The sequence below is a fragment of the Streptomyces sp. NPDC014006 genome, assembly GCF_043088925.1.
GTDB lineage: Bacteria > Actinomycetota > Actinomycetes > Streptomycetales > Streptomycetaceae > Streptomyces.
In genome coordinates this window covers 37,823-53,759 of the sequence record NZ_JBICAJ010000014.1, presented here as the reverse complement: position 1 = coordinate 53,759, position 15,937 = coordinate 37,823, and the positions used below count along the sequence as shown (strand labels likewise).

13 protein-coding genes are annotated in these 15,937 nt (G+C 68.9%); 1 reads left to right on the top strand and 12 read right to left on the bottom strand.

The genetic code is table 11. From position 1 onward, the window contains the following. Window positions 1–5: 5 nt before the first annotated feature. The 6 genes from ACF1GV_RS35685 to argH all read right to left on the bottom strand — a co-directional run bounded on the left by ACF1GV_RS35685 (window position 6) and on the right by argH (window position 5,821). On the bottom strand, window positions 6–770 hold the full coding sequence (locus tag ACF1GV_RS35685) for an enoyl-CoA hydratase/isomerase family protein (RefSeq protein WP_391689534.1): 765 nt from the start codon (window positions 768–770) through the stop codon (window positions 6–8). Beyond that, window positions 757–1,116 carry a hypothetical protein gene (locus tag ACF1GV_RS35680; protein WP_391689531.1) on the bottom strand — a complete coding sequence of 120 codons (360 nt, stop codon included), beginning with the start codon at window positions 1,114–1,116 and terminating at the stop codon, window positions 757–759. Before ACF1GV_RS35680 ends, ACF1GV_RS35685 begins: the two co-directional genes overlap by 14 nt. 48 nt (window positions 1,117–1,164) lie before the next feature. Next, complete coding sequence (locus tag ACF1GV_RS35675) at window positions 1,165–2,013, bottom strand: EamA family transporter (RefSeq protein WP_391689528.1); 849 nt, start codon at window positions 2,011–2,013, stop codon at window positions 1,165–1,167. Between the two features lie 75 nt (window positions 2,014–2,088). After that, window positions 2,089–3,036, bottom strand: a complete 948-nt coding sequence (locus ACF1GV_RS35670) for a methionyl-tRNA formyltransferase (protein WP_391689525.1) — start codon at window positions 3,034–3,036, stop codon at window positions 2,089–2,091. A 24-nt stretch (window positions 3,037–3,060) separates the two neighbouring features. After that, window positions 3,061–4,233: an argininosuccinate synthase gene (locus ACF1GV_RS35665; RefSeq protein WP_391689522.1), complete on the bottom strand. Its 1,173-nt coding sequence runs from the start codon at window positions 4,231–4,233 to the stop codon at window positions 3,061–3,063. 46 nt (window positions 4,234–4,279) lie between these two features. Beyond that, the gene (gene argH / locus ACF1GV_RS35660; protein ID WP_391689519.1) at window positions 4,280–5,821 is read right to left on the bottom strand and encodes an argininosuccinate lyase; all 1,542 of its coding nucleotides are present in this window, start codon (window positions 5,819–5,821) and stop codon (window positions 4,280–4,282) included. A gap of 781 nt (window positions 5,822–6,602) precedes the next feature. Here argH and ACF1GV_RS35655 point away from each other — a divergent pair. Further along, on the top strand, window positions 6,603–7,619 hold the full coding sequence (locus ACF1GV_RS35655; protein WP_391689516.1) for a LuxR C-terminal-related transcriptional regulator: 1,017 nt from the start codon (window positions 6,603–6,605) through the stop codon (window positions 7,617–7,619). Window positions 7,620–7,656: 37 nt separating this feature from the next. On the opposite strand, the gene ACF1GV_RS35650 is transcribed toward ACF1GV_RS35655, so the two are convergent. From ACF1GV_RS35650 to ACF1GV_RS35625, 6 genes are all read right to left on the bottom strand, one after another. After that, window positions 7,657–8,892, bottom strand: coding sequence for an ATP-grasp domain-containing protein (locus ACF1GV_RS35650; protein WP_391689514.1), 1,236 nt, complete (start codon window positions 8,890–8,892; stop codon window positions 7,657–7,659). Window positions 8,893–9,055: 163 nt separating this feature from the next. Continuing rightward, complete coding sequence (locus ACF1GV_RS35645) at window positions 9,056–9,838, bottom strand: TauD/TfdA dioxygenase family protein (RefSeq protein WP_391689511.1); 783 nt, start codon at window positions 9,836–9,838, stop codon at window positions 9,056–9,058. A gap of 132 nt (window positions 9,839–9,970) precedes the next feature. Then, entirely contained in the window at window positions 9,971–10,951 is a 981-nt protein-coding gene (cs1, locus tag ACF1GV_RS35640; RefSeq protein WP_391689508.1) for a clavaminate synthase Cs1, read from the bottom strand. Continuing rightward, entirely contained in the window at window positions 10,948–11,925 is a 978-nt protein-coding gene (gene speB / locus ACF1GV_RS35635) for an agmatinase (protein WP_391689505.1), read from the bottom strand. Before speB ends, cs1 begins: the two co-directional genes overlap by 4 nt. Before the next feature lie 57 nt (window positions 11,926–11,982). Continuing rightward, window positions 11,983–13,515 carry an asparagine synthase-related protein gene (locus ACF1GV_RS35630; RefSeq protein ID WP_391689502.1) on the bottom strand — a complete coding sequence of 511 codons (1,533 nt, stop codon included), beginning with the start codon at window positions 13,513–13,515 and terminating at the stop codon, window positions 11,983–11,985. Continuing rightward, on the bottom strand, window positions 13,515–15,236 hold the full coding sequence (locus ACF1GV_RS35625) for a thiamine pyrophosphate-binding protein (RefSeq protein WP_391689499.1): 1,722 nt from the start codon (window positions 15,234–15,236) through the stop codon (window positions 13,515–13,517). The genes ACF1GV_RS35630 and ACF1GV_RS35625 overlap by 1 nt, the downstream gene beginning before the upstream one ends. Between the last annotated feature and the right edge of the window lie 701 nt (window positions 15,237–15,937).

Below are 15,937 nucleotides of genomic sequence, written 5' to 3'. Positions count from 1 at the left end.
CCAGATCAGTCCTGCCCGAGGATCGTCCGCATCCGCCGCTGTGGCAGGCCCATGGCGAAGCCGGCCCGGTTCGAGATCCTGGCCTCGTGCTGCGCCTTGCGGAGACCGTGGATGTGGTCTTGGTTCAGAAAGTGCTTGGTGCTGCGGAAGGCGGGACCGCTGTAGGTGGCGAAGTCCTCGGCCCGCTTCAGGGCCGTGGCGGCGAGGTCCTTGTCCGGGACCACCTCGTGCAGCAGTCCGTCGGCCAGCGCGGCCTCGGGCGACCACGACTCGCCCGTCATCAGCATCTGCTGCATCACGTGCCGGCCGGCGGTGCGCTCCAGGACGTATCCGCCGAGGATGCCGGCGATCCCGAGCCGGAAGTGCGGCATGCGCAGCGAGCAACTCTCGGAGCCGACGTGGTAGTCGCAGGCCAGTGCGATCAGCAGTCCGACACCGATGACATGACCGTCGAGAGCCGCCACGGTCGGCTTGGTCACGGCCAGACCCGCGACACACACGTCCGCGATGTCGTCGGTCCAGTCGTCGACCTCGGTCCCGTCGGTGAAGTGACGTGTCTCGTTGAAGTCACAGCCCACCGAGAAGGACATCCCCTCCTCGGCGCGCAGCACCACCGCCAGGACGGAGGCGTCGGCCTCGAGTTCCCTGAGCAGGATCGTCAGCGCACGCATGCGCTCCCGGCTCAGCGCGTTCGCGTGGTGGAGGCCGGCGAAGACCACGACCGCGACTGCCCCGTGCCGTTCGCATCTGAAGGTCTCAGTGCCGGACACCGTCGCGTCGCTTCCAGTCCTCGAGGATCACGTCGAGGTCGCTGAGGGTGAATCCGGCAGCGGCCATCTCGCGCATCTTCTGCTCGCCCACGACGGCCCGCAGGGAGGCCATCGGGTCGGTACCCGCGCGGACCCGGTCCCACAGGTCGATGGGCAGGGATCGCAGGGACGGCAGGGCGAACGTCACGCCCTTGAGCTCGTAGTTGACCGGGCCGGAGAGGGCCTGTGCGCACTGCCGGGCGACTGCGTCCAGCGGAACGGTGCCGCCGTCGGCCACCGGCGGGCTTGCGACGGCCGCCGCGTACGACGAGGTGGCCGGCGGTGCTATGGGATCAGTGGCGGGCATGCGAACTCCACGGAAGTCGTGAGGTGGGGCTGTGCTCTGCTGAACCGGTCAGTTCCAGGCGAGCAGCAGCACGCTGGCCACGGCCAGCGCGACGCCGATGTGCTGCACCGAGCGGATGCGTTCCTTGAGGACGAACCGCGCCAGCAGCACGGTGCTGATGGGATACAGAGAGGCCAGCAGCCCGATGATGGCGAGACTGCCGTTCTTGACGGCGATGAGGAACAGAACGCTCGACCCCATGTCGAGCACCCCGGAGAGCAGCGCGAAGCGCGCCGGCCGGACCGGCAGCCGCAGGGGCGTGCGGCGCACCAGACCCACTCCGAGGAGCAGCGTCAGGGAGGCGCAGCGAGCCCACACCAGCGGCCACAGACTGGTGTCGCTCGGCGTGCGGGCCAGGAACACGAAGAACAGGCCGAAGCCGGCACCGGCCAGCAGCGCGAGCCCCACGCTGCGGAGCATCTTCCCCCGGGCTTCGGAGCCGGAGCCGTCGCCGCCGGTCAGCGACACCAGGAGCACGGAGGCGAGGGCGCACAGGACACCGACCACGGCGAGCGCGGTGAGCCGGTCCCCCATCATCACCCCGGCGACCACGGGCAACGCGGCCGCGGCGGCCGCCGTGGTCGGTGCCACCAGGCTCATCACGCCGTTGGCCAGCGCGTGATACAGCAGGATGGCGCCGAGGCTTCCGCAGAGCCCGGCGATTCCGCCCCAGACGACCTCCGACCATCCTGTGCCACCGTGGGACAGGACGCCGGCGAACACGAGCGCGGTCAGCAGACCGGCGGTGTTCGACCAGCAGACGACCACGACGGCACGGGCGTGCTTGGTCGCCAGGCCACCGACGAAGTCGGCGGAGCCGAGGACCATCGCCGAAGCGAGGGCCAGGAACAGATTCACCGGGAACTCCTTGTCGAGGGAAAGGCACGGGCGGTTCCGCCACCGAAACCGCCCCTGTGCGGGCCGACGGCGCCGCTACGGGTGGCTCGTCACGTAACCGCCCATGGTGCGGAAGAAGTCGATCCCCCGGTGCTCCTCGCCGTCGTCGGTGCGGACCCGCTCGATGACGAGCCCCCGCTCCGTGCCCCTGCGTGCGTCGGGGCCGCAGACCACCGCCACGCCCTCTCCCTCCGGGCGGAACACCCGGCCGACGGTGCCCCCGAGCCGGGACTGGGACACCGAGGCGGACAGGATGCGGATGCGCTGCCCCTTGAAGTGGGCGAACGCGTTGGGATACGGGTCGACCTGCGCCCGGACCAGGTTCACGATGTCCTGGGCGGGCCAGGTCCAGTCGATCCTGCTGTCCTCCACCGAGCGCTTGTGGAAGAAGGTCGCCTGCGCGGGGTCCTGCTTCGTCCAGTCGGTGCTCCCGGAGGCGATCAGCTCGATGGCTTCCAGGGTCGCGGGGGCGAACAGCTCCACGGTCTTGTGGAACAGGTCCGTGACGGTGTCCTTGTCCTCGACCGGGACGCGCTTTTGCACCACGATGTCGCCGAGGTCGAAGTCCTCGTTCATGAAGTGGACCGTGACACCGACCTCGGACTCGCCGTTGATCAGCGCCCAGTTGAGGGGTGCGAAACCGCCGTAGCGAGGCAGCAGCGCGTCGTGGACGTTGATCGCGCCGTGGGTGGCCAGGGCGTAGATGTGCGGGGCGACCCAGGTACGCCAGTCCGAGGAGACGAGGAGGTCCGGTGCGAGTTCCCGCAGCCGCTCGGCCACCTCGTCGTCGTTGGCGTACTTGCGTTCGAGTACGGGTATGCCGTGCTGCTCGGCTAGCTGAACGACCGAGTCGTTCCAGATGGTCTCGTAGGCGTGATGGCTCGTCGGGTGGGTGATGACGAGCGGTACGTCGTGTTCCGACTGCAGCAGTGCCTCCAGGACCCGGTGTCCCCAGGTCTGGTAGCCCATGAAGACGATGCGCATGTGTTGGAGCCTCTTCCTTCAGGGTTACGGCCGCGTGAGCGGCAGGGACCATACGTAGGCGAAGCCGGCGCCCGCCTTGTGGTCGAAGGTGTCTCCGGCCTCGTAGGTGGCCAGCGCACCGCTGTATCGGGAGTTCGGGGAGCGGCGGCTGAGGACGGTGCACGAACCCTTGTACAGCTCCATGGTGATCTCGCCGGTGACCTGCGGCTGCACGCTCGAGACGAAGCCGTCGAGGCCACGGCGCAGGTCGGAGAACCAGTAGCCGTAGTAGGCGAGTTCGGCGTAGCGCAGGGCCAGGGCCTGCTTGTGGTGGAGCGTCTCACGGTCGAGGACGATCGCCTCGAGTTCCTCGTGGGCCAGCATCAGCACGGTCGCGGCGGGGGCCTCGTAGATGCCGCGGGTCTTGAAGCCCACGATGCGGCTCTCGACGATGTCGACGCGTCCCACGCCGTGCCGTGCGGCGATGGTGGTGAGCCGGCTCACGAGATCGGTCAGTTCGAGCTTCTCGCCGTCGAGCGAGACCGGTACACCGCTGTCGAACCCGATGGCCACCTGTTCCGCCCGGTCCGGGGCGGACTTGGGGTCGGCGGTGAGCTGCCAGGCGTGGGGCGGCGGAGGCTGGTTGATGTCGTCCAGCTCACCGCACTCGATGCTGGTGCCCCAGATGTTGGTGTCGATGCTGTACGGGTTCTCCTTGCTGACCGACACCTCGATGCCGTGCTCACGCGCGTAGGCGAGTTCGGACTCACGGGTCGTCAGCTCCCAGTCGATGACCGGCGCGAGCACCTTCAGCTTCGGGTCCAGCGCGGTGACGCTGGTGAAGAACCGCACCTGATCGTTTCCCTTGCCCGTGGCACCGTGCGCCACGGCGTCCGCGCCTTCGGCGTGCGCGATCTCGACCATGCGCTGGGCGATCAGCGGCCGCGACAGCGGGGCGGCCACCAGGTACTTGTTCTCGTATCGGGCGTGGGCCTGCAGGGCGGGCAACGCGAAGTCCTTCAGGAACCGGTCGGCGAGCGGCTCCATGTAGACCTTCGACGCGCCGGTGCGCAGCGCGCGCTCCTTCACGGCGTCCAGGGACTCGAGCTGCCCGATGTCCGCGCAGAACGCGATGACCTCGGCGTTGTAGCGTTCCTTGAGCCAGTGCAGTGCCACGGAGGTGTCCAGACCCCCGGAATAGGCAAGCACGATCTTCATGAGTTCTCCGGGATGTGGTGTCGGGAACCGGGCGACCCGGCCGGGTTCAGCGCTGCTCCAGGGTGGGCAGGTCGGCTGTGACGGTGTCGAGCACCTTGCCGAAGTCCGCCCCGCCGGCGATTTCGCGTGCCGCGCGGAAGGTGGCCGCGTGCGCGGTGTCGAGCTTCTGCCGGGTGGAGTCGAGCCACTCCGCGTGGCGTTCGACCGCCTGACGCAGCTCGGCGCGGACGGCCTCGACGCTCTGCGGAGAGGTGCCACCGGGGCTGGTGTAGCTGGTGACCGCGGTGCGCGGGGCAAAGATGCGGGCGAGCACCGACTCCTCGACGGGGTGGCCGAGTTCGGTGAGGATCTGGGCGCTCGCCGCGGTGTCGCGCAACGTCGCACCGCGCTTGAGCAGCGCGCCGACGAGCGAGCCCGTGACGTGGTGTGCCTCCCGGAACGGCAGGCCGTGGTCGGAGACCAGGTAGTTGGCCAGCTCGGTCGCCGTGGAGAAGTTGTCCCAGCACAGGTCCTCGCCGCGCTGGGTGTCGAACCGCAACCCCTTGGTCTGGCCGGCGACGATGCGCAGCGTGGACAGGTAGGTGTCGATGGCGTTCCACAGGTAAGGCTTGTCGTCCTGGAGATCACAGCTGTAGCCCAGCGTCACGCCCTTGGCCATGGTGAGGAGCTGGACCAGGGTGCCCGTGGTGCGGCCCGCCCGGCCGCGGGTCAGCTCCGCGACGACCGGGTTCTTCTTCTGCGGCATGATCGAGCTGCCCGTGGCGTACGCGTCCGAGACCTCGACGAGGCTGTACTCGTGCCCGCTCCACAGCACGACCTCCTCAGCCATGCGGGACAGGTTGTTGCCGCCGATCGCGAAGGCGGCCGCGCTCTCGATGAGGTAGTCGCGGGCGCTGGTGGCGTCCAGTGCGTGGCTCAGCACGCCGCTGAACCCGAGCAGCCGGGCGGTGAGTTCGCGGTCGAGCGGGAAGGAGGTGCCGGCCAGCGCGCAGGCGCCCAGCGCCGACTCGTCCGTGCGGTCGAAGGCGCCACGGAGTCGGCGCACGTCGCGCAGCAGCATGCTGGCGTGCGCGCTCTTCCAGAAGCCGACGGACACCGGCTGGGCGGCCTGGCTGTGGGTGTAGCCCGGGAGGATCGCCAGCAGGTCGTCCTCCGGGAACGAGAGCAGCTCGTCGACGAGCGCGAGGTTCGCGGCGACGGCGTCCAGCTGGACGCGGCGCAGATACATGCGGGCGTCCGTGGAGACCTGGTCGTTGCGGGACCGGGCGGTGTGCATGTGACCGCCGACCTCGCGGCCGAGGTCCTCGATGACCATCTGCTCGATGTTGAAGTGGACGTCCTCGAGTTCGGGGCGCAGGGTCAGCTCGCCGCGCTCGTGCCGTTCCCACAGCTTGAGCAGCGAACCGAGGATCGCCCGGGCGTTGTCGGCCGGAATGATGCCCCGGTGGCCGAGCATCAGCACGTGCGCGATGTCCTGCCACAGGTCCGCGAAGACGAGGCGCACGTCGACGTCCGTGGTGAGCGTGTAGTCGAGCACATCGGAGGTGATGTCCTCGTCGAACCGACCGCCCCACAACTTTTCAGTCACTGTTGGTTCCTTTGTGTACGGGAAGTTCCGGCCGTTCCAGGCAGCGCTTTGGGGGTGTGATGCGGAGGCCTTCGGAGGCACGGCCTCTCTGCCGACGGCTGTTCCGATCATCAATGCCTCGGCCGAGGGGTGTCCACGGCCCTCGATGGCCGCGACATGACGTGTCCGGGGCCGGACAGGGAACGCTGTGAAGTTGCTTCCGCCCGACGCACCATGACACTGCGTCCAGCATTTGAGATTTCTCGCGAACGCCGCGGGTGCATGTACAAATGGCTTTGAATGCGCGAGGCTTGACCAATTCCTTCGCCGAACAAGGCCCCATGCTCGGCAATTCGATTCCGGGCGTTACATGGCCGCCATGTGCCATGTCCCCTCCCGGACGCCGATTCTTCTTTTCTGAACGCCGGCGTGGCGCCAGTATCGGATCCGACCGGGAGCTGCAGATCGGTAGTGAATAAGCGAGGGGAACACCATGCACGCAGGGAGCACTGGAGCCAGGAGGACGTGTCTCGGGGTGATGGTGGCCGGAGTCGCCGCCGCGCTCGCGGTACTGATCGGCACCACCGGGCAGCCGGCCGGCGAGGTGCGGGCCGGTGCGCTCGGCGCCGTCACTCAGGACGACCTCGCCTGGGGCTGAGCCGGCCGTCTCGTCGCCCCACGGAGCGGGCCGTCGCCGCGAGCGACGGCCCGCTCCGCTGTCCCCGCTCGCCTGCCCCCCAGTACCAACCGTTGATTGAATATGCGATAGCCTGCATGATCATCGACACTGGGGAGTCGAACCGTGTACAGCCCGCTGACCGACCAGTCCCACCGTCTGCTGCGGCTGCTCATCACTGATCCGTCCGTCGCCCTGACGGAGGCGAGAGAGATGCTCGGCATGTCCCCGGGCGAACTGACGAGCGCCCTCGAACAGCTCCGGGACGTCGGCCTGGTGCGGGAGCTTGAGGGGCAGGCCGAGGTACTGACGCTCGTGCCCGACGCGATCCTCGCCCGGATGGTCTCCCTGCAGGAGGAGGCGGCCCAGGCGCGCCTGGAGGAACTGAAGAGGACGGGCGCGACCCTGTCGGTGCTCAGTGAGTCGTTAATGCGGCTGCAGGCCACCGAAGGTGGGCTTCCGCACACGTCCAAGCTGGTCGGTGGCCGGGAGATCTCGGCCGCACTCGAGGGGATAGCCACCCGGGCCCGGCGAGAGATACTGAGCATGCATCCGGGTTCGCCGCTGCCGCCGGCCATGCTCAAGGACAGCATGAAACGCAACCGTGAGGTTCTCGAGCGCGGTGTCGCGATGCGGTCCATCCACCTGAGCGCGATGCTCAAGGTCCCGCACGGTCGCGCTCATCTGGAGGAGCTCCAGGAGGCGGGTGCCGAGGTGAGGGTGGCGTCGGTGCTGCCCTTCCGGTTGATCGTGGTCGATCGTGTCGTCGCGTACGCTCCGGCCGGCACCGCCGACACGGACGCGGGGGCCGGCTCCGGCGACATGACGGCGCTCGAGATCCGTGACCGCAGCCTGATCGACCTCTTCCGATCGGTCTTCGAGTTCTGCTGGATCCATGGCGCGTCCGCTCCGCTGGCCGGCGGTCACGACGTGGACGACGCGGACGAGGACCTGGACAGCCGCGAACTGTCCCTGCTCCGCATGCTCGGCCAGGGACTCAAGGACGACGCGATCGCCCGGTCGCTCGGGATCTCCTCGCGGACGCTGCGGCGCATGATGACCGATGTCATGCGCAAGTTGAACGCCGACTCCCGCTTCCAGGCAGGCGCCCAGGCCGTAGCCCGCGGCTGGCTGGACATGTGACGGAGTTCAGGTCCGGCCCCCGCGGCCGGCCTCGTCGTCAGCCGGCCGTCGCGTCGACGTCCAGAGCGATCTGGCCCAGCCCCGCGTCGGCCATGCGAACGGCCTCACCGGACGTCCGGGCACGTACGACGACGTGTCCCACCACGTCGACGTTGTCCGTGGGCACCCGCACGGTGTCACCGACGCTCACGTCGACGGCGGCGTCGACGACTCCGGGGATCCGCCGGACCAGCTCGAGCCCGTGGACCGCCCTGACCCGCCCGGGCACCGTCGTCGTCACATAACGGGACACCGCCGCCCCGGTGGTGCGGAACGACAGGTCGGGCACGGCACCGGTGTGCATCCGGATCACCTCGCGCGGCATGTCCAGCCCGGTGCTCTCCCGTACCAGCCGCGTGATCTGCGCGCCGCCCATACGGGCGTTGACTTCGATGAGCCGGGGCCCGTCCGCGGTGATCTTGACCTCGACATGGGCCGCGCCGAAGTCGTGGCCCACCGCCTCGAGTGCGGCCAGTGCCACCTCTGCGCACTCCCGGGTCAGCGCCGGCGGCAGCTGCGAGGGGAAGGTCTCCCCCAGCTCGACGAAGTACGGGTGCGGCCCCAGCATCTTGTCCGTCACGCCGAGCAGAACCGTCTCACCGCCCCAGGTGAGCGATTCCACGCTCACCTCCGGTCCGACGAGATACTCCTCCACCAGGGCGCCGGGCTCACGCGGCTGGCCACGGTAGTCCGTCGGCACCGTCGCGATGGCGCGATGGGCCGCCAGGAGGTCGGCCTCGTCACGGCACAGCCGCACGCCGAGACTGCCGGCCTCCGTCATCGGTTTCACCACACAGGGCCAGCCGAACTCCTCGGCGGCGTCGAGAGCCTGCTCCTCGGTCAGGGCCGTGATCCACCGGGGGACGGAAACGCCGGCCTTGGCACACAGCTCCCGGGTGCGACGCTTGTTGCGCGCGTTCAGGGCCGCCTCCGGGTCGAGCCCGGGCAGCCCCAGCGCGCGGGCCGCCCGGGCGGCCGTCGGCACGCTGTAGTCCGTCGACGAGTACACACCGCGCAGGTCCAGCGTCTCCTGCAGACGGCGCAACTCGGCCACGACCCGGTCCGCGTCGGAGGTGTCCGTCACCACCGTCGCACGGCAGTTCCGCACCGCGTCGACGACCGCGGGAGCCTGCTCGTACAGGCCCATGGTCCTGGTCAGGAACACGACCTCCAGGCCGAGCGCACGGGCGGCTTCGAAGGGCACGGCGCCGAAGCGATGGAGTCCGCTCTCCACGATCGCGAGTACCCCTGCCGTGACATCACCTTGACGCCCCATGCGCCCACACACCTCTTCTCCCGCGCCCGTAGTCCCTACGCAGTCTCGCCGCTCACCCCGGCCGTCCGCACGCTTCTCGGCTGGCCACTCGGTACCAGGACCGCACCCGGCCAGCGGTACGTCACGCGGCGTCGGACAGCGTCAGCTGGCCCCGGAACAACACCCGGGTGCCGCCGGCGCTGATGGCGGTACGGCCATGCAGCGTCCGCTGGTTGTCGATGATCAGGAGGTCGCCCACTTCCCAACGGTGCGTATACGCATACCGCTCCGACCGCAGGAACGCGTCCAGCTCGTCGAAGAACCGGTCGGACCGCTCACGGTCCAAGCCCTTTACACGGACTTCCCATGAACGGTTGGTGAAATCCTCCGGAAAGGCGGTCGCGATGTTCAGGGACTTGACGCGGCCGTAGTCCCGCGTCGCCGGAATCGTGTACCAGTCCTCCGGGACCGTGGGAAAGTAACCGCGCTCCTTGACGAGGTACTCGATCTCGTATTCGTCCAGCACCCGTCGCAGATGCTCGGGCATTTCCGCCCAGGCGGTCAGCTGGTCGCTCACATAGGTCTCACCGGAGCCGGGAACGTCGGAGAACTCGGCCGCATAGAGAATGATCAGGTCGACCCTTTCGCCCACCAGAAGTCCGTCCGTGTGGATGGGCAGCGGTCCGCGCCCGGTCACGACCTTTCCTTCGTCGCGAGAGGCGTTGAGCTTGAGCAGATCGGACTGCCCCTCGCCGAATTTGTGGTCGACCGTGTCGCCGAGCGAACGCACCAGCAACCTGAACGCGTCCTCGTCCAGGGTCAGGCCGCGAACCAGCGCACAACCGCTGTGCAGTGCGGCCTGCTTGGTCTGCCGCGCCAGGTCCTCGACGGAAGTACCGGGCACAGCCGGAAGGACGGCGCCCATGCCGGAGGGGGTGAGCTGTGGATATCCAACATCTGCAGACATGTGATTCCCGTTTCTCTCTGCGCTGATTCCGGTCACGGCCGCCCGGGGGCCCCACCGGCTGCTCCGGTGGGGCCCCCGGGCCGGGCCACCCTAGCGGCGCGGGCTGAACTCGACTACGTCACCGGCCCGTTCGCCACCGGACAGCTGTCCGTTGCGGTCGGTGCGGATGTAAACCCGGTGCAACCAGCGGTCCTTGCCGTCCCAGCGCGGGCTGAACGGAGTACGCGCATGCGTGGTGCGGAAGTTGTCCACGATCAACAGGTCGCCGGGGATGAGGTGGACCGCTTCCGTCACCTCGTCCAATGCCTTGGACAGGGCGGCGAACGCCTTCTGGTCCTCCGGCCGGTCCGGTGCGTGCAGCTCACGGTCGTAGCCGAGCAGGGGATCGTCCCGGTCGCCGTACAGCGCCGCGACGTTGGCTATCGCGCCCGGATCCGCGACGCCCCCGCGGAAGGCGACGTCGACGCAGCACGGCAGCTTGACCTCGTACAGGGTTTCCCTCGAGGCGTCGTCGAGCAGCGGGAGCGCGTTGCGCACGGAGGCCACCAGGGTGGCCGCCTTGCGCTCGTGGTCCGCGCGGGAGCAGGCGAGCAGCACGTAGTTCGGCTGCAGGACGTGGTAGGCCATCTCGGTGTGGAACTCGAGCAGCGTCTCCGAGGTTTCCGACGACAGGTGGTGCGCACCCGGCGACGGATAGATGTCGTGGTAGAGACTGCCGGCGCGCAGCTCCGCGTACCCGGTGTGCAGCCCCAGCTCCCGACCGACCAGGGCGAGCATCGCCTCCATGTTGAGCAGGGGACGGCCGACCGGTGCGGGGGTGGACATCGGCGTCGGGGGCAGCGCGTCGTCGGGCTCCACCGGCAGGCCCCGCAACAGGAGGTAGCCGTGCTGGTTGCCGTCGGCGTTGAACTCGCTCAAAGCCGTGACGAGTTTCTCCGGCAGCCGGGACGTGAGCTGCTTCGCGGCGTCGAGGAACGCGTACAGATCCTGTCTCGGTACCCGCGGGAGTTCTGCCGCGAGTTCGAGGAGTCGGTCCCGGTACGGGCTGCAGTCGAGCACGGGTGACGTCATGGAGTGGTCTCCTGATTCTCCTGGTTCGTCGGGCTGTTGGCGGTGTGGTGGGCGCGCGCGTACTGGTAGAGGAGTTCCGCACCGATCTCCGTGGCGAGCACGGAGGTGATACCGGAGTGGTCGTAGAGCGGTGAGACCTCCATGACGTCGAAGCCCACGGGGTTGAGATCCCCGACGCACCTCAGGAGCGCGAGGACCTCACGGGAGCTCAGGCCCCCCGGTGCGGGTGTCCCGGTGCCGGGCGCGAAGGCGGGGTCGACGACGTCGATGTCCACCGAGACGTAGACCGGACGCCGCCCGATCCGGTCCCTGATGAGGCCGACGGTGCCCCGCACGCCCAGCTCGGCGAACTCGTCCGCGGTAACGATGCGCACGCCGTGGCTGCGCGGGTAGTCCAGCGAGTCCGGCCGCGGGTTGTGGCCTCGGATGCCGATCTGCACCATCGCCTCGGCATCGATGAGCTTCTCCTCGATGCCGTGCCGGAACGGCGTGCCGTGGTGGTATTCGCCCCCGTAGAAGGCGGGGTTGGTGTCGGAGTGCGCGTCCAGGTGGACCACCGCCACCGGCCCGTGCCGCCCGCTGACGGCACGCAGGCCGGCCAGGGTGAGCGAGTGGTCCCCGCCGAGCATGAGGAACGCGCCGTTCTTCTCGAGGAGGTACGCGAGGTGGTTCTGCGCGGTCTCCATCGCGATCTGCATGTTGAACGGGGTCAGGTCGATGTCGCCGCCGTCGACGCAGGAGATGAGGTCGAAGGTCCCCGGTCCCCGGTCGATGCCGACGCCGTGGATCAGTCCCGATTCGTTACGGATGGCGCGCGGCCCGAAGCGGGCCCCGGGACGGTAGCTCGTGCCCCCGTCGTACGGTGCGCCGATGACGACGACGTCCTTGTTCTCCGGGCGGGTGTCGAGGGGGAGGCGCATGAACGTGGGAACCTGCGCGTAGCGCGGTGATATGTGCGAGTCGATGCGTTCCACTGGTTCAGGCCCCTTCCTGGGCTCGGTGGTGACGTGGGTCGGGGCTGCCGGGGGTCCTCATGCCGCGCCTTGTCGCTGCCGGTGCAGGACGGTGGCCACGACGTCGTCGACCGGGACGCCGTCCGGGTGCTCGCCCGCCGCCACGGTCCGGTCGAACAGCTCACGGACGACGAGGCTCTTGACCGCCGGGATGTCGTTCTCGGGCACGCCGTGGTCCGCGAGCAGGCGGGAGAAGGCGGTGGACACCCCGGTGCCCTCGTGCACGCCGAGCTTGGGCCGGAACAGGGTCTCTTCCGGCAGCAGGTCCGTCATGGACGCCCTGAGGACCCATTTGTCCCGTCCGTACCGGCGTTTCAGCCCGGCCTCGAGCGCGACGAGGAGGTCGAGGACGTCCCGGTCCCAGTAAGGGTGACTGGTCCAGTGCCCGCTGATCGCGGCGAGCACAGGTGACATCTCGTTGAGCCCGTCGAAGGTGGCCATGTCGTACGCCACGGCGCTGTCCAGGTTGGGCAGCCGGTCCTCGCGGTGCATGCCGGCCAGAGGAATGTCGGCGCCGTATCCCGTCAGGATCCGTCTCGCCGGGCCGTCCAGCCGGCGGTACAGGGAGGTGAGGGGGAGGAGGTATTCGATGACCTCCGCGTCGGTCGTCTCCGCGGCCCAGACGGCGTGCGGGAGCTGCCGCAGCAGCTCGCCCATCGGAATCCTTTGTTCCGCGTGACGGGCGGCCAGGTGTTCGGCCACCAGCCTGGCCTCCGGGAACTCGTCCGAGAGATCGGTGCCCATGGACAACGAGTCGATCGGTCCGGCAAGGGAGGCGAGGGCGGCCACCGAGGAGGAGTCGATTCCGCCGGAGAGGACGACGAGGGGCTCGCCGGACACCGGGAGCCGGCGCTGGACGGCCCGCTCCAGCGCCGCCCGCACCGCCTGGACGGCTTCGTCCTCGGGCAGGATCCTCCGGGCAAGAGGGGGTGCCCAGCTCCGGTGGACCTCACCCCCGCCCGTGGCCACGGACAGCTCCAGCACCGCTCCGGCCGGCACCTGGTGGACACCGCGCAGACCCGGCACACGGCGTGCACCGGACAGGGGCGTGCCCTGCGGGGCCTGCGCCAAGAACAGGGCCTTGGCCTCGGTGGCGACGCGGATGTCGCCGGGTGCGGGACGGACGTAAAGGGGCACGGAACCGGCGTGGTCCGTGGCCGCGTAGAGGCGGGGTCCGGCCGCGACCACCGCTGCGAACCGTCCGTTGACGAGGCGGAACGCGTGCAGGCCATAGCGTTCGAAGAGGGCCAGGAGCAGCCGGGCGTCGTCCTCGTGTGCGGCGTCGCCGGGAAGTACCGAGTACAGCTCTTCCCGGTTGTAGAACTCCCCCGCCACCACGATGGCGACGTCGCCCTCGCACGCCCAGGCGCGTGCCGGGTCCACGTCCGCGCCGTGGATCACGGTCGCCGAGAACTCCTGGGCCGACAGGGTCTGACTGAAGTCCGCGCCGAGGCCGCGGGTCGCGACTGCGCCCCAGGGCTCCTGGCCGCCGCCGCGACGGGCGGCGGCCAGGAAACCGAAGGCCGGCGGGAGAATGCCGAAGGTCGTCATCAGATGCTGAGGGCTCCGAAGCCGCCGGGCTGGAAGTCGTAGTTGATCGGGACCTCGATGAGGTACGGGCGTCCCAGTTCGACGCCCTTGCGAAGGGCGGAGAGCAGTTCCTCGCGCGAGGTCGCCTTGACGGCCTCGACCCCGTTGGCCTCCGCGAGAGCGACGAAGTCCACACCGGTGAACTTCACCGCCGGGTCGTGGCTGCGGTGGTGCCCCATGTTCTGGTAAAGCTCGATCAGGCCGTTGGTGTCGTTGTTGACGACCACGGTGACGATCGGCAGGCCGAGGCGGGCGATGGTCTCCAGGTCGGAGCTGTTGGAGTGGAACCCGCCGTCGCCGGCGATGAGGAAGGTCGGCTGGTCCGGACGGGCCATCTGCGCCCCGATCGCCGCGGGGATGCCGTATCCGAAGCTGGAGCAGCCGGCCGAGGTCAGGAAACCGAAGGGCTGGTCGGCACGGGCGAACAGCACGCCGTAGTGGCGGAAGAAGCCGATGTCGGAGACGATCGTGCCCTCGCCGGGGCGGGCCGTTTCGGCCATGACCGTGTTCATGGAGTCGATGACCTGGTGGACTCGCAGGCCGTCGTCGTAGTTCTTCGGGTCCGAGAGGAACTCGGCGACGCGCTGCCGCAGCGGGGTGATGTCGTGGCGGTCCTTCGCCGGGGCGTCGGAGGTCGCCGCGTCGAGGTACTCGACGAAGGCCAGCACATCGGTGACCACGTCAACGGTGGGACGGTAGACCCGCGGGACCGGGTTGGCCGTCGGGGACACACGGACGGTCTTCTTCTCGATGCCGTGCTGCCACATGGAGGGCCGCAGGTCCTCGGCGTAGTCGTAGCCGAGGGTGAGGATGACGTCGGCCGGGCCGAACAGGGTCTGCAGGGCCGGGAAGTCCAGGATGCCGTCCATGTACCCGGTGACGGCACCGTAGTTGAGTTCGTGGTCCTGCGGCAGCACACCCTTGGCGATGTACGTCGTGATGACGGGGATGCCGAGCCGCTCGGCGAGCATGCGGATGGCGTGAACGGCACCGGACCTGATCGCGGCGGCGCCCACGACCAGCACCGGGTGCTCGGCCGAACGCAGCAGCTGGGCCGCCTCGTCCGCCCGCTGCTGCCAGCCCTCGGCCACGGCGCCGAGGGGTTTGGACGGGGTGGACGCGGGCGGTACGGGCTGCTCCAGGTCGATACCGTCCGAAGAGCCGAGGAGGTCGACCGGCAGGGAGATGAAGGACGGGCCGACCGGTTCGGTCATGGCGGCGGAGACCGCCGAGTCGACCAGGTCGGTGATGTCCCGGGGGCGCTGGAGCTCGACGGCGTACTTCGCCATCGGCTTGATGATGGATACGGAGTCCAGGCACTGGTGGGTGTCGTTGGGGAAGATGTCGTGCGACTCGGACTGGGCCGCCAGGGCGATGACCGGGGAGCGGTCGAGCATCGACGTGGCTATGCCGGTGGACAGGTTCGTCATGCCCGGCCCGAGAGTCGCCCAGCAGGCCTGGGGACGGCCGGTGATGCGGGCGAGCACGTCGGCGGCGACACCGGCCGTGAACTCGTGCCGCGTCAGGATGAAGTCCACCCCCTCCGCCTCGTCGAACAGGATGGAGGCGGCTTCGCGGCCCACCACGCCGAACACCTTGTCAACTCCGTGCTCATGCAGGCGCTTCAGCAGCGCGTGCGCGGTGGTCGGCTCGTTGCTCGGTCCGGTAGATACGCGGGACATGGCACTCCCATTCTCTTCTGCGTTGTCTGAGCTGGTCGAAGCGCGGTGAGCTGCTCTCTTCCGGAAGGAGAGACCGCCGGCACCGACGTGGTTCGGCGTGCAAAAGCGCGCTGTTGCCGCAAGGGGAACGGAACGCCCGTGCTCCAGGGGTTGTGCGGAGCCGAGACGCTCTGTGAGAGGTGGCCGTCAAGCCGACACGGTGCCCGGCCGGCCTCGGTCACGGGAAAGCGGACAGGTCAGCGTGCGCGGTGGAGCGCACGAGGGCGTGACGAGTGAAGGGTGCACCCTGGGCTTCTCGCACCGGTCCAAGACCGTCGAGGAGGACCGGAACAAGCGGTCAGTACAAGGTGGGTCGGAACAGGCCCGGCAGGAAGTGAGCCCTGTGCAGAGAGCACATCACCCGGCGATTGCGGCTCCGCGGGAGATGGCACTGTGGGGGGTCGATACGAGGAAGGATGAACTCCCGCGACCTCAGCAGTGCGGACGTGCTGCCGGCTGGTGGATGTGGAGGGTAGTGGACGGCGGATCGCCGTGGTCTGCGACGGTCTTGGACATGCAGCCTCCCCGTTGCGGCGGTGAGCATCGAGTTACAGCCCGATAAGGCATAACTATGCACTTCAGGATCATGAATGGAGTGACCGAGTGGACGCAAGAACCTGTCCGCATGCTGGACTGCCTGGCCGAAAAGGGCAGTTGACTGA